The 12,238-nt window shown below is 65.4% G+C and carries 14 protein-coding genes; 6 read left to right on the top strand and 8 right to left on the bottom strand.

The genetic code is table 11. The annotated features are described in order from the left end of the window. Positions 1-26: 26 nt before the first annotated feature. Positions 27-431: a (R)-mandelonitrile lyase gene (locus ACFFWD_RS30765; protein ID WP_376971777.1), complete on the bottom strand. Its 405-nt coding sequence runs from the start codon at positions 429-431 to the stop codon at positions 27-29. A 23-nt stretch (positions 432-454) separates the two neighbouring features. Beyond that, entirely contained in the window at positions 455-1,153 is a 699-nt protein-coding gene (locus ACFFWD_RS30760) for a ribonuclease activity regulator RraA (protein ID WP_376971775.1), read from the bottom strand. A 213-nt stretch (positions 1,154-1,366) separates the two neighbouring features. Here ACFFWD_RS30760 and pxpB point away from each other — a divergent pair, with 213 nt between their 5' ends. The 4 genes from pxpB to ACFFWD_RS30740 all read left to right on the top strand — a co-directional run bounded on the left by pxpB (position 1,367) and on the right by ACFFWD_RS30740 (position 4,476). After that, positions 1,367-2,098 carry a 5-oxoprolinase subunit PxpB gene (pxpB, locus tag ACFFWD_RS30755; RefSeq protein ID WP_376971773.1) on the top strand — a complete coding sequence of 244 codons (732 nt, stop codon included), beginning with the start codon at positions 1,367-1,369 and terminating at the stop codon, positions 2,096-2,098. Beyond that, positions 2,095-3,129 (top strand): 5-oxoprolinase subunit C family protein, encoded by a 1,035-nt coding sequence (locus ACFFWD_RS30750; RefSeq protein ID WP_376971771.1) that lies wholly within the window; start codon positions 2,095-2,097, stop codon positions 3,127-3,129. The genes pxpB and ACFFWD_RS30750 overlap by 4 nt, the downstream gene beginning before the upstream one ends. Before the next feature lie 30 nt (positions 3,130-3,159). Next, positions 3,160-3,933: a LamB/YcsF family protein gene (locus ACFFWD_RS30745; protein ID WP_376971769.1), complete on the top strand. Its 774-nt coding sequence runs from the start codon at positions 3,160-3,162 to the stop codon at positions 3,931-3,933. Between the two features lie 144 nt (positions 3,934-4,077). Beyond that, positions 4,078-4,476, top strand: a complete 399-nt coding sequence (locus ACFFWD_RS30740) for a hypothetical protein (protein WP_376971767.1) — start codon at positions 4,078-4,080, stop codon at positions 4,474-4,476. A gap of 70 nt (positions 4,477-4,546) precedes the next feature. Here ACFFWD_RS30740 and ACFFWD_RS30735 read toward each other — a convergent pair whose 3' ends face one another. From ACFFWD_RS30735 to ACFFWD_RS30725, 3 genes are all read right to left on the bottom strand, one after another. Beyond that, entirely contained in the window at positions 4,547-4,699 is a 153-nt protein-coding gene (locus ACFFWD_RS30735; protein ID WP_376971765.1) for a hypothetical protein, read from the bottom strand. A 226-nt stretch (positions 4,700-4,925) separates the two neighbouring features. Further along, positions 4,926-6,083, bottom strand: coding sequence for a CmpA/NrtA family ABC transporter substrate-binding protein (locus tag ACFFWD_RS30730; RefSeq protein ID WP_376971763.1), 1,158 nt, complete (start codon positions 6,081-6,083; stop codon positions 4,926-4,928). Beyond that, positions 6,080-6,670: an ANTAR domain-containing response regulator gene (locus ACFFWD_RS30725; RefSeq protein WP_376971761.1), complete on the bottom strand. Its 591-nt coding sequence runs from the start codon at positions 6,668-6,670 to the stop codon at positions 6,080-6,082. The genes ACFFWD_RS30730 and ACFFWD_RS30725 overlap by 4 nt, the downstream gene beginning before the upstream one ends. A 116-nt stretch (positions 6,671-6,786) precedes the next feature. Between ACFFWD_RS30725 and rimO the strand changes: the two genes are divergently transcribed. Together rimO and ACFFWD_RS30715 are read left to right on the top strand one after the other, a co-directional pair. Then, positions 6,787-8,112 carry a 30S ribosomal protein S12 methylthiotransferase RimO gene (gene rimO, locus ACFFWD_RS30720; RefSeq protein ID WP_376971759.1) on the top strand — a complete coding sequence of 442 codons (1,326 nt, stop codon included), beginning with the start codon at positions 6,787-6,789 and terminating at the stop codon, positions 8,110-8,112. 253 nt (positions 8,113-8,365) lie between these two features. After that, positions 8,366-9,562 (top strand): acetylornithine transaminase, encoded by a 1,197-nt coding sequence (locus ACFFWD_RS30715; protein ID WP_376971757.1) that lies wholly within the window; start codon positions 8,366-8,368, stop codon positions 9,560-9,562. 101 nt (positions 9,563-9,663) lie between these two features. Here the strand turns inward: ACFFWD_RS30715 and ACFFWD_RS30710 are convergent, their stop codons facing one another. The 3 genes from ACFFWD_RS30710 to pcsA form a co-directional block, all read right to left on the bottom strand. Next, complete coding sequence (locus tag ACFFWD_RS30710; RefSeq protein WP_376971755.1) at positions 9,664-10,638, bottom strand: quinone oxidoreductase family protein; 975 nt, start codon at positions 10,636-10,638, stop codon at positions 9,664-9,666. Positions 10,639-10,721: 83 nt separating this feature from the next. Continuing rightward, complete coding sequence (locus ACFFWD_RS30705; protein WP_376971753.1) at positions 10,722-11,447, bottom strand: TerC family protein; 726 nt, start codon at positions 11,445-11,447, stop codon at positions 10,722-10,724. Then, on the bottom strand, positions 11,444-12,169 hold the full coding sequence (gene pcsA, locus ACFFWD_RS30700; RefSeq protein WP_376971855.1) for a phosphatidylcholine synthase: 726 nt from the start codon (positions 12,167-12,169) through the stop codon (positions 11,444-11,446). The genes ACFFWD_RS30705 and pcsA overlap by 4 nt, the downstream gene beginning before the upstream one ends. Between the last annotated feature and the right edge of the window lie 69 nt (positions 12,170-12,238).

The following is a 12,238-nucleotide window of genomic DNA, read 5'->3' as shown; positions in this document are numbered from 1 at the left end:
CCCGCTGCACGCCATCAAGCCGCGCGTCAGCCGACCTTGACGTTGTATTCCTCGTCGGTGACGTGCTCCATCCAGGTCGAATAGACACCGTCGAGGGCCTCCTGCATGGCGATATGGGTCATGCTGTTGTTCGGAGACGCGCCATGCCAGTGCTTCTCGTTCGGCGGAATCCAGACCACGTCGCCGGGTCTGATTTCCCTGATCGGGCCCCCCTTGGCCTGCACCCGACCGATGCCCGAGATCACGTAGAGCGTCTGGCCGAGCGGATGGGTGTGCCAGGCCGTGCGCGCCCCGGGCTCGAAGGAGACCCGCGAGGCGTTCAGGCGCGCCGGCGCGGGCGCCATGTTGATGGGATCCTGCAGCACCGTGCCGGTGAAGTGCTCCTTCGGCGCGCGGCGGGTCGGCCGCGAGCCGGCAACGTGGATATCCATGGACTTACCTCGTTCTCTTGATGTTACTTCTTGCTTGCGGCGTAGCGCGCCTTGGTCTCGGCGTTCATGGGATAGAGGCCGGGCAGCTGTGCCCCGTTGTTCACCTCGTTGACGATCCACGCCTCCATGCGTTCCTGCTCCGGCCCCTCGGCCAGCACGTGATCGAGGAACGCCTGCGGGATCAGCACCGCGCCGTCCTGATCGGCCACCACGACGTCGTTCGGGAACACGGCGACGCCGCCGCAGCCGATCGGTTCGCCCCAGCCGACGAAGGTAAGGCCCGCAACAGATGGCGGGGCCGCATAGCCGTCGCACCACACCGGCAGGCCGGTGCCGAGCACGCCCTCAAGGTCGCGCACGACGCCGTCGGTGATCAGCGCCGTCACGCCGCGCTTGACCATGCGGGCACAGAGGATGTCACCGAAGATACCGGCATCGGTGATGCCCATCGCATCGACCACCGCAATGCACCCAGCGGGCATCGCCTCGATCGCAGTGCGGGTCGAGATCGGCGACGACCAGGATTCCGGTGTCGCCAGATCCTCGCGCGCGGGCACAAAGCGCAGCGTGAAGGCAGGTCCGACCAGCCGCTTCTGCCCCGCCTTCAGGGGTTTGGTGCCGCGCATCCAGACGTTACGCAGTCCCTTCTTGAGCAGGACGGTGGTGATGGTGGCGGTGGACACGTGCGACAGCGTCGCAATCGCTTCGGCGGACAGGGACATCGTGAAAGTGAGCTCCGGTGGCAGGAATAAGACGGCCGCATCTTGCGGTGCCAAGCCATCGCGTCAAGGGCTGCGGTGGCATTCTGCGATTATCTCATCTTATCGCCAGCATGTGGATTAATTTATTGAAGTTGCTGTATCATTTTGCACGAAGCGAATTCCGTTTCGCTCCGAAACACGCTAGCTTGATGCGCCAAGAGTCCGCGCAACACCATGGCCGAAACCTTAAAGCCTCCCCGTCTTCTGCCGAGTGGCGACAGCGCCATCACGGTCGAGTTCAGCCGCAGCATCGACGACGCCGCCAACCGGCGGGTGCTGGCGCTCGACCGCCTGATCGCCGCCGAACCGATCGGCGGCATCACCGAGACGGTGCCGACCTATCGCTCGCTCTTGGTGCACTACGATCCCGTCCGGATCGGCTTTGACGCGCTCGGCGAACAGCTGCTCGCGCGGGCCGCGAGGGCGCTGCCTGTGGCCGGAAACACCAGGCGCTGGCGCATTCCGGTCGCCTATGGCGGCGAGCATGGCATCGATCTCGAGGACGTCGCAAAAGTCCTCAACACCACGCCCGACGACATCGTCGCGCGGCATGTCGCCGGCGACTACCGCGTGGCGATGATCGGCTTTACGCCCGGCTGGTCCTATCTCAGCGGACTGGACCAATTCCTCCATTTGCCGCGGCGCCAGGATCCGCGTCTCCTGACGCCGGCCGGCACGATCTCGATCGGCGGCGTGCAGACCGGCGTGCAATGCATCGCCGGCCCCAGCGGCTGGCATCTGCTCGGCCGCACCGCCGTGCGGACCTACCAGCTGCATCGCGATCCGATCTTCCTGCTCGAGCCGGGCGATGCCGTCACCTTCACCGCCGTCGACGCCAAGACCTTTGCGGAACAGGACCGCGCCGCCGAGGCCGGCGAGTTCGTCGCGGAGCTGGTGGCGCCATGAGCAAGCTCGTCGTCACCTCGATCGGTCCGGCGAGTTCGGTGCAGGACGGCGGTCGTCCGGGCTCGCAGCGTTACGGCCTGACGCCGAGCGGCGCGATGGACCGGCTGGCGCTCGCGGCAGCCAACACGCTCGTCGGCAATGACGTGTTCGCGGCAGCCGTCGAAATCGGTCCGTTCGCCGCCAGTTTCACGGCGCGCGGCGGCGCGGTGCGCGTGGCGCTCGCGGGCGCCCCGCGGAACGCCGACATCGGCGGACGCGCGGTCGCCTTTGACAGCTCGGCAACGATCGCCGACGGCGAGACGCTCAATCTCGGCTTCGCCCGCGGCGGGTCGTTCAGCTATCTCGCAATCGAGCACGGCATCGCGGGCGAACCGACATTCGGCAGCCTTGCCGTGAACGCCCGCGCCGGGCTCGGCAGCCCCTACCCGCGACCGCTGCAAAACAGCGACGCGCTGACGACGCAGCCCGCAAGCGGCGCGGCCGAGCGGCGGATCGAGCTGCCCCTGACGAGCGACGCGCCGATCCGCATCGTGTTCGGGCCGCAGGACGACGAGTTCGCCGAGGCGAGCAAGAAGCTGCTGGTCGACAGCGAATGGAAGATTTCAGCGACCAGCGATCGCATGGGCTACCGGCTCGAAGGTCCGGTCATCCAGCATCTCGACGGCCATAACATCGTCTCCGACGGCACGGTGAATGGCAGCATCCAGGTGCCCGGCAACGGCCAGCCGATCGTGCTGATGACCGACCGCGGCACCAGCGGCGGCTATCCCAAGATCGCGACCGTCATTACGGCCGATTTCGGCCGCTTTGCGCAGATCTCCGCCGGCCGCCCGTTCCGCTTCAAGGCCGTCACGGTCGCCGAGGCGCAGGCCGAGGCGAAGGCATTTGTCGAACTGCTGCGCTCGCTGCCCGAACGCCTCCGCGGCATCGACGATCTCGGCCTCAACATCGAGGCGCTCAGGGATGCCAACGTCGCGGGCCAGGCAGTCAACGCGGTTGACGCCTCGACTTGGCAGGTTGCCGTGCCCTAGATCAACACCAACAACAACGGATCGATCGTCATGACTTCAACCATCGACCTCAATTGCGATCTCGGCGAGAGCTTTGGCCCCTGGGAAATGGGCAATGACGCCGCGATGATCGAGCTCGCGACCTCGGTCAACGTCGCCTGCGGCTTCCATGCCGGCGATGCCGACATCATGCGCCACACCGTCGAGCTCGCCAAGGCGCGCGGCGTCAGCGTCGGTGCGCATCCCGGATATCGCGACCTGCACGGTTTCGGCCGCCGCCCGGTGCCCGGACTGAAATCATCCGAGATCGAGAACCTCGTCGCCTACCAGATCGGAGCGCTGCAGGCGATCGCGACCGCGGCCGGCCACAAGGTCACGCATGTCAAGGCGCATGGCGCGCTCTCCAACGTCGCCTGCGAGGACGACATGACCGCGAAGGCGATCGCCAGCGCGATCAAGGCCGTCGACCCGAGCCTGATCTTCGTCGTGCTCGCCAACTCCAAGCTGGTGCGCGCCGGCGAGGCTGCCAATCTGCGCATGGCCCGCGAAGTGTTTGCCGATCGCGCCTATGAGGACGACGGCAATCTGGTCTCGCGCAAGAAGCCCGGCGCGGTTTTGCACGATCCGAAGGCGATCGCCGACCGCGTGGTGCGCATGGTGCAGGATGGCGCAGTGGTTTCGGTGACGGGCAAGGTCATCAAGATGCAGACCGACACAGTCTGCATCCACGGCGACACGCCGGGCGCAGTCGAGATCGCCCGTGGTGTGCGACAGGCGCTGAAGGATGCTGGCATCACGGTCGCGCCGTTCAGGACGGCGCTATAGCGCGTGGGTTGGTAGCGAGGGCCGGCCCCGCCGCCGGCCCTTCAGCTTTCGTTAAGAGTCTTCTTAAACCCAAACTTGCCGATTGGTTGCTAGGTGCAGCTTTCCGAGCCTTGATGTTCCCCTCAGGAAATTGGGTACGAAAGCATGTTGCGCACCTCGATCTCGCTTGCCATTGCCGCGATTGCCACGGCCGCCTTCACCAGCGCGGCGTCCGCCGGCTGCTACAGCTGCTATACGCCGCCTCCCCAGCCCTGCACGACCTGCTACCAGGTGCAGACCGTGCCGCCGCAGTATCGCACGGTGCAGGAGACCGTGATGGTGGCGCCGGGCCGCGTCATCGCGCACCGCACGCCGGCGCAGTATCGCACCGTGATGGTGCCGCAGACCGTGATGGTCGCCCCCGAAGGCGTCGCCTATGAGCGCATCCCGCCGCAATACGCGACGCAGGAGCGCGTCCAGATGGTTTCGCCGGGCTATTCCTACTACGCGCCGGTCGCACCGCGCTGCAGCACCTGCGGCTTTGGCTTCGGTTACGGCTACTGATCGCTTCACTTCACAAAAGAAGCCGCCGCCCGAGGCCATCGGGCGGCGGCTTTTCTATTCTTCGCCGACGTCAGAACGGGTGAACGGACAGCGTGCCGAACACGATGGCCGCGATCATCGCAAAGGCGCTGTACAGCGCCGCGGTATGAAATCCGGACCCGCTCTTCCGTGAAATGTTTCGCGCGGATAGGTGCAGGCGGGCTTCCGCCGATAGTTCGCGCATCATCGCTCTCCAACGCAGCATGTGCCGCATATGGAATAGTGTTCGCGCCCGGATTCAAGCGGGGCACGAAAATAGCGATGCGGACGCCTCAGGCGTGTCGGTATTGAGTGAAAAATTCTTCCTGGCGGATTCGGACGAGAATTTTATTCGTTCGAATTCGAGGCGTCGGGAACCTCCTTGGAGACGCGCTGCGGGGAACCGGCGTTCCGCATCGGCTCACCCTGCCTCACGGCTTCCAGCGCCCGATCTTGAACGCCGCCAGATGGCCCGGAACATCGTTGGGATTGAACGGAGGACCGGCGAACGCTCCGATCGCACCGGGAGGGATCACCGGCCGTCCCGAGGCGGCGTCGAAGAGATCCGGCCTGAACACGGCCATCGCGGCCTTCAGCGCCTCCGGCTTCAACGGCGTCTGGCCCCAGCGGACCATCTGCGCATAGAGCCAGGCGGCCTGCGCCGGGTCGGGCCTGGCCGCCGACTCCCGCCCGACCAGGAGGTAGCGGCTGCTCTCGCGCATGGTGCCGTCGGGCGAGATCTTCAGCCGGCCGTCGAGTGAGCGCTGGATGACGCTGGCGTCGACGCCGATCCGCTCGGGCTGCGCCAGGATGCGCGCTACCTCCACCCGGTTCTGCGGATCCTCGATGAACTCGGAAGCACGCAGATGGGCCCGCACCAACGCGGCCACGACGTTGGGATTCTGCTGCGACCAGCTCTGCCTGATAGCCAGCACCTTCTCGACCGCGCTCAGCAGGATGTCCGAGACAAAATGCAGGATATGGCCGATACCGAGATCGACAGCGACCGAATTCCAGGGCGCGCCGACGCAGAAGGCATCGACATGGCCACTGGCAAGACTGTCCACCATGTAGGGCGGCGGCAGCACCACGAGCTGTACGTCCTCGTCGGGATCGACGCCGCCGGCGGCCATCCAGAACCGCAATTGATAATTATGGGTCGAGAACGGGAACGTCATGCCGAAGGTCAACGGCTCCGCCCCGCTCTTCCGCCGCTTCGCCACCACCCGGGCGAGCGCCCGCGCGGTGGCCATCGGGTCGAAGCGGTCGCCGTCAAGCTCCTCCATCAGCGCGGCGTGCAGCGCCGGCGACACCGTGATCGCGTTGCCGTTGAGCCCGAGATTGAAGGGAGCCACGATCGGCACCTTGACGTGGCCGAGCCCGAGGCTGGACGCGATGGCGACCGGCGCCAGCAGATGGGCGGCATCGAACAGGCCGATATTGAGCTTGTCGCGGACGTTCGACCACGACACCTCCCGCACCAGCGTGACGTCAAGCCCTTCGGCGGCGGCAAATCCCTTGTCGACCGCAATGATCAGGGCTGCGGCGTCGACCAGCGGAATGAACCCGATGCGCAATGATGCGGTCATTTGAGTAGCTCCGACGCCGTCAGGATCGATTGCGCGATCTCGCCAATCTTCTTTTTCTCGCGCATCGCGGTCGAGCGCATCAGCACATAGGCCTCCTCCTCGGTCAGCCCCTTCATCTTCATCAGGATACCCTTGGCACGGTCGATCACCTTGCGCTCCTCCAGCGCATGCTTGGTGCGGTCGAGTTCGTCCTGCAGCTTCGAGAAGGCGTTGAATCGGGAGACGCAGAGGTCGAGAATCGGCTTGATGCGTTCCTTCTTCAGCCCGTCCACGATGTAGGCGGACACGCCCGCTTCGACCGAGGCCTGGATCGAGGCGGCGTCGCTCTGGTCGACGAACATGGCGATCGGCCGGCGGACCGCGCGGCTGACCTGGAACATTTGTTCCAGCACGTCGCGGCTCGGGTTCTCCAGATCGATAACGATGATCTCCGGGTCAAGGGCGTAGATGCGCGCCAAGAGGCTCTGCATCTCGCTGATGTGGACGACATCGGTATAGCCCGCCTCCCGCAGTCCCTCCTCTAGGATGGCTGCACGGATCGGGCTCTCGTCGACAATGACGATCTTGGGAGACGACTCAGCGCTCATCGACAACTCGTAGGACCCGGCAGGTCCATCCATAACACGTCATTCGGCCCGGCATAGGGTTGTAATTGTCGGTATTTGGGACTAGCTCCTGCCCATTCATCAGGCAGATCAGAGATATGCAACAGGCCGCCGCGCCGAAAGTGAGCTTTGTGTCCTTGGGGTGCCCCAAGGCCCTGGTCGATTCCGAGCGTATCATCACGAGGCTGCGCGCGGAGGGCTACGAGCTCGCGCGCAAGCATGACGGGGCTGATATCGTCATCGTCAACACCTGCGGCTTCCTCGACAGCGCCAAGCAGGAATCGCTGTCCGCCATCGGCGAGGCCATGGCCGAGAACGGCAAGGTCATCGTCACCGGCTGCATGGGCGCCGAGCCCGAGCAGATCGAGGCGGCCTACCCCGGCGTGCTGTCGATCACCGGTCCGCAGCAATATGAGAGCGTGCTCGACGCCGTGCACCGCGCGCTGCCGCCGACGCATAATCCGCATCTCGACCTCGTCCCGCCGCAGGGCGTCAAGCTGACGCCGCGGCACTACGCGTATTTGAAGATTTCCGAGGGCTGCAACAACCGCTGCAGCTTCTGCATCATCCCGAAGCTGCGCGGCGACCTCGTCTCGCGCCCGGCCAATGACGTGCTGCGCGAGGCCGAGCGGCTGGTGAAGGCCGGCGTCAGGGAATTGCTCGTCATCTCGCAGGACACCTCGGCCTATGGCGTCGACCTGAAATACGCCGAGAGCCCGTGGCAGGACCGCAGCGTCCGCGCCAAATTCTTCGACCTCGCCAAGGAGCTCGGCGACCTCGGCACCTGGGTGCGCCTGCAATACGTCTACCCGTACCCGCATGTCGACGAGGTCATCGAGCTGATGACCGAGGGCAAGGTGCTGCCCTATCTCGACATCCCCTTCCAGCATGCGAGCCCCGACGTGCTGCGGGCGATGAAGCGCCCGGCCGCGCAGGAGAAGACGCTGGCGCGCATCCAGACGTGGCGCGAAGCATGCCCCGAGCTGACATTGCGCTCGACCTTCATCGTCGGCTTCCCCGGCGAGACCGATTCCGATTTCGCCTATCTGCTCGACTGGCTCGAGGAAGCCCAGATCGACCGCCTCGGCTGCTTCAAATACGAGCCGGTCGCCGGTGCCGCGTCGAACGCGATTCCCAATGCCGTGCCCGACGAGGTCAAGCAGGAGCGCTGGAACGCGCTGATGGCGCGGCAGCAGAAGATTTCCGCGAAGCGTCTGAAGCGCAAGGTCGGCACGCGCCAGCAGGTGATCATCGACGAGGTCGGCCCGACCGTCGCAAAGGGTCGGTCAAAGGCCGACGCGCCGGAGATCGACGGCGCTGTCTATCTCTCCAGTCGCCGCCCGCTGAAGGTCGGCGAGATCGTCACCGCGAAGATCGAGCGCTCTGACGAATACGATCTCCACGGCAGCGTCGCGGGATTCTGACCCGCTTGACATTGTCAGGCGTTCGGCTGTATGGGCCTGCGCCATGAAGCTGAACCGGACCCACCGCCGCGCCATCCGCCGTCGTCGTACCAACGACGATGATGGGTCGCGCCATGTCCGACGCCAGCGCTGATTAACTAGATCAGCCCAGGTTTTCGAGAAGGCCGCGCCCCAAAGCGCGGCCTTCTTGCTTTTCGGCCTGCTTTTTTCACCCCCAAGACTTCACCTTCAGGAACTGCCAGAGGAGATCGACATGACCAACGCTGCCCATCCGTTCGACGCGCTGATGGACATCACCGCGCGCCCGCCGGTCGTGTTCGTGCGCGGCGCCGGCTCCTACCTCTGGGACGATTCCCGCAACCGCTATCTCGATTTCGTGCAGGGCTGGGCCGTCAATGCGCTCGGCCATTCGCCGCCTGCGGTTGCCGAAGCGCTTGCCGCACAGGCCAAGCGGCTGTTGACGCCGAGCCCCGCCTTCTACAACGGCCCGAGCCTGCAACTGGCCAAGGCGCTGGTCGAGCAAACCTGCTTCGACCAGGTGTTTTTCGCCAATTCCGGCGCCGAGGCGAATGAAGGCGCGATCAAGCTCGCCCGCAAATACGGCGCCAAGTACAAGAACGGCGCGCACGAGATCATTACCTTCGAAGGTGGCTTCCATGGCCGGACGCTGGCGACCATGTCGGCCTCGGGCAAGAAGGCGTTCGAGCCGCTGTTCGAGCCGAAGGTCTCGGGCTTCCGCAAAGCGAAGTTGAACGACATCGAGTCGGTCCGGAAGCTGATTTCGCCATCGACAGTGGCCGTGATGCTGGAGCCGATCCAGGGAGAAGCCGGCGTGTGGCCTGCGACCGACGAATTCCTTCGGGGGTTGCGGGCGCTGACCCAGCAGCGCGGCCTGCTGCTGATCGTCGACGAAATCCAGACCGGCATGGGCCGGACCGGAAAGCTGTTCGCCTATGAGCACGCCGGAATCGAGCCTGACATCATGACGCTCGGCAAGGGCATCGGCGGCGGCGTGCCGCTCGCAGCCCTGCTCGCGACCGAGCACGCCTCATGTTTCGATCACGGCGATCAGGGCGGCACGTTCAACGGCAATCCCTTGATGTGCGCTGCCGGTCTCGCCGTGCTCGACCAGGTCGCTCAGCCCGACTTCTTGCGGTCGGTGACCGAGACGGGATTGTTGCTTGAGAGCGAGTTGCAGCGGCTGTCGGCGCGGCACGGGCTCGGCGCCATCAGAGGCCGTGGCCTTCTGCTCGCGCTCGATCTCAAGATGCCGATCGGCGCCGCCATCGTCGCGCAGGCCCTTGCGGAGGGCGTGCTGGTGAATTCGCCGCAGCCCGACGCGCTGCGCTTCATGCCGGCGCTGAACGTCACGCGTGAGGAGATCTCGCTGATGATCGATTGCCTCGATAACGTGCTGACCAAGGTGGGCGCGGCAAGGCGGGTGGCGTAGCTGCCGCCGTCATTGCGAGCGAAGCGAAGCAATCCATCGAGCCACGCGCGCGGAGGCGTGGATTGCTTCGTCGCTACGCTCCTCGCAATGACGGGAAGCCACTACGGCCGCAAGATCGCCGCGCCCGTGGTCGCCCTGCTCTCCAGGTCGACATGCGCTTTCGCCGCATCCTTCAGCGCATAGGCGTGGTTGATCGGCACGTGCAGCTTGCCGTTGATCACGGCGGCGAACAGCGTGTCGGCGCCCTCGAGCAATTCCTTGCGGGTGCCGACATAGTCGTTGAGCTTCGGACGCGTCGCGAACAGCGAGCCGTGGTTGTTGAGCTCGGCGAGCGGGAACGGCGGCACCGGGCCCGAGGCATTGCCGAAGCTCACGAACAGGCCGCGCGGTCGCAGGCACGACAGCGATCCCGGGAACGTGGTCTTGCCGACGCCGTCATAGACGACGTCGCAGAGTTCGCCGCGGCTGATCTGCTTGACGCGCTCGACGAAGTTCTCCTCGTTGTAAAGGATGACGTGATCGCAGCCATTGGAGAGCGCGAGGTCGGCCTTGGCCTTGGAGCCGACGGTGCCGATAACGTGGGCGCCGAGCGCATTGGCCCATTGGCAGGCGAGCAGCCCGATGCCGCCGGCTGCGGCATGGATCAGCACCCGATGGCCGGGCTCGACCTTGAAGGTCTTGTGCAGCAGGTACCAGACCGTCAGCCCCTTGAGCATCAGCACCGCGCCCTGTTCATAGGTGATGTGGTCGGGCAGCTTGACGACCTTGTCGGCCGGGATGACGCGCTCGGAGGCGTAGCCGCCGAGATTGTAGTAATAGGCGACGCGATCGCCGGGATGGAAATTGGTCACGCCAGGGCCGACGGCCACGACCTCGCCGGCCGCCTCGTTGCCGGCGATGAACGGCAGGCCGGGGGCCTTGTAGAGGCCGGTGCGGAAATAGACGTCGATGAAGTTGAGGCCGACGGCATGCTGGCGGATGCGCACCTCGCCCGGTCCGGGGGCCGCGACCTCGACGTCCTCATAGGTCAGGACTTCCGGGCCCCCTACCTTGTGCACGCGCACAGCCTTGGTCATGTCGGTCGCTCCTCTTGGATCGTGGCTTGCCGCGAGCGAATTCCATTGCCGCCGCCTTGTCAACCGAGCGGCCCAGGAACCCGCTATCCCGCCGCCCTCTTGCGGTTGCGCCTTGCCATCACGTTGAACGCCTCGACCGCGGCCGAGAACGCGATGGCGAAATAGATGTAGCCGCGCGGGATGTGGAATTTGAATCCGTCGGCAACGAGCGCCACGCCGATCAGCACCAGGAATGCCAGCGCCAGCATCTTCGTGGTCGGATGCTCGGCAACGAACCGCGCCACCGGTCCCGACGACACGTACATGATGATGCAGGCGATCACGACGGCTGCGATCATGATCTCGAGGTCCTGCGCCATGCCGATCGCGGTGATGATCGAGTCGAGCGAGAACACCAGGTCGATGATGATGATCTGCACGATCACTAAGAAGAACGCGCTGGCGCTCGGCCTCGCCTCCTCGTCGCCCTCGCGCGCCTCGACCTCGCCATGGATCTCGTGGGTCGCCTTGGCGATCAGGAACAGCCCGCCGCCGATCAGGATGATGTCGCGCCAGGATAGTGCAACGTCCCTGATGGTGAAGACGGGCTCCGTCAGCCCGATCAGCCACACCAGGATGCTGAGCAGCAGGATGCGGAACAGCAGCGCCAGCAGCAGGCCGATTTGCCGCGCGCGCTTGGCCTGATCAGGCGGAATCCGCGAAACGATCACCGACAGGAAGATGACGTTGTCGATGCCGAGCACGATCTCCAGTGCCGTCAGTGTCAGCAGCGCCGCCCAGGCCTCCGGGCTCGTGATCAATTGCATCATGCCTTGAATGCTCTCATCCGGCGGATCACGGCGTCGCTGCCGACGATGTAGGCGGCAATGGCGCAGAGCCCGAAAGTGATCGGCGCGCCGACGGCGAAGTCGGATGCCACGGTGTACAGGGCCAGCACGGCCCAGGCGGCCAGGAGCCACAGCGTCAGCCAGCGCAGCCGCACCACGCGGAGCGGGTGCAGTACGTGGAACGGCATAAACGTCAGCGCGATCAGGATCGCGACCACGAGCGTCGAGAGCACCGGCGGCAAATGCAGCAGGAACAGGTAGAACGCCGCAGCGTTCCACAGCGCCGGGAAGCCGCGGAAATGGTTGTCGGCGGCCTTCATGCGACGGTCGGCGAAGTACAGCGCGCTCGAGACCACGATGCCGATGCCGAGGATGGGTGCCGCCAGCGGCAGCAACAGCCCGCTCGCCGTGATCGCATAGGCCGGCACGAACACATAGGTGACGAAGTCGACGACGAGATCGAGCACCTCGCCGGACCAGTTCGGTTGCAACCGCTCCACGTCGAGCTTGCGCGCCAGCGGACCGTCGATCCCGTCGATGATCAGCGCCACGCCGAGCCAGCCGAACATGTTGGCCCAGTGCTCGCGCACGGCCTCCAGCATCGCCAGCAGCGCGACCCCCGCCCCCAGCGCCGTGAGAAGATGAACGGAAAATGCGGCGGCCCGCATCCGTTGCGACGACTCCGGCTGGCTGGTCTGGTCCATAAGACTGGCAGTGCTATCAGGAATCGTCCCGATTTGCATATCCGCTCTTGCGGCGATCCGCCGCGCAAT

Origin of the sequence: Bradyrhizobium erythrophlei (assembly GCF_042430365.1) — a bacterium.
Classification (GTDB): Bacteria; Pseudomonadota; Alphaproteobacteria; order Rhizobiales; family Xanthobacteraceae; genus Bradyrhizobium; species Bradyrhizobium erythrophlei.
The sequence above is the reverse complement of the archived record's forward strand: the minus strand, read 5'-3'. Positions and strand labels throughout refer to the sequence as shown.

What these genes read in the sequence shown, in the direction of transcription:
- ACFFWD_RS30765 (WP_376971777.1), bottom strand. Translation starts at nt 431, where the DNA reads ATGGATATCCACGTTGCCGGCTCGCGGCCGACCCGCCGCGCGCCGAAG.
- ACFFWD_RS30760 (WP_376971775.1), bottom strand. Translation starts at nt 1,153, where the DNA reads ATGTCCCTGTCCGCCGAAGCGATTGCGACGCTGTCGCACGTGTCCACC.
- pxpB (WP_376971773.1), top strand. Translation starts at nt 1,367, where the DNA reads ATGGCCGAAACCTTAAAGCCTCCCCGTCTTCTGCCGAGTGGCGACAGC.
- ACFFWD_RS30750 (WP_376971771.1), top strand. Translation starts at nt 2,095, where the DNA reads ATGAGCAAGCTCGTCGTCACCTCGATCGGTCCGGCGAGTTCGGTGCAG.
- ACFFWD_RS30745 (WP_376971769.1), top strand. Translation starts at nt 3,160, where the DNA reads ATGACTTCAACCATCGACCTCAATTGCGATCTCGGCGAGAGCTTTGGC.
- ACFFWD_RS30740 (WP_376971767.1), top strand. Translation starts at nt 4,078, where the DNA reads ATGTTGCGCACCTCGATCTCGCTTGCCATTGCCGCGATTGCCACGGCC.
- ACFFWD_RS30735 (WP_376971765.1), bottom strand. Translation starts at nt 4,699, where the DNA reads ATGCGCGAACTATCGGCGGAAGCCCGCCTGCACCTATCCGCGCGAAAC.
- ACFFWD_RS30730 (WP_376971763.1), bottom strand. Translation starts at nt 6,083, where the DNA reads ATGACCGCATCATTGCGCATCGGGTTCATTCCGCTGGTCGACGCCGCA.
- ACFFWD_RS30725 (WP_376971761.1), bottom strand. Translation starts at nt 6,670, where the DNA reads ATGAGCGCTGAGTCGTCTCCCAAGATCGTCATTGTCGACGAGAGCCCG.
- rimO (WP_376971759.1), top strand. Translation starts at nt 6,787, where the DNA reads ATGCAACAGGCCGCCGCGCCGAAAGTGAGCTTTGTGTCCTTGGGGTGC.
- ACFFWD_RS30715 (WP_376971757.1), top strand. Translation starts at nt 8,366, where the DNA reads ATGACCAACGCTGCCCATCCGTTCGACGCGCTGATGGACATCACCGCG.
- ACFFWD_RS30710 (WP_376971755.1), bottom strand. Translation starts at nt 10,638, where the DNA reads ATGACCAAGGCTGTGCGCGTGCACAAGGTAGGGGGCCCGGAAGTCCTG.
- ACFFWD_RS30705 (WP_376971753.1), bottom strand. Translation starts at nt 11,447, where the DNA reads ATGATGCAATTGATCACGAGCCCGGAGGCCTGGGCGGCGCTGCTGACA.
- pcsA (WP_376971855.1), bottom strand. Translation starts at nt 12,169, where the DNA reads ATGGACCAGACCAGCCAGCCGGAGTCGTCGCAACGGATGCGGGCCGCC.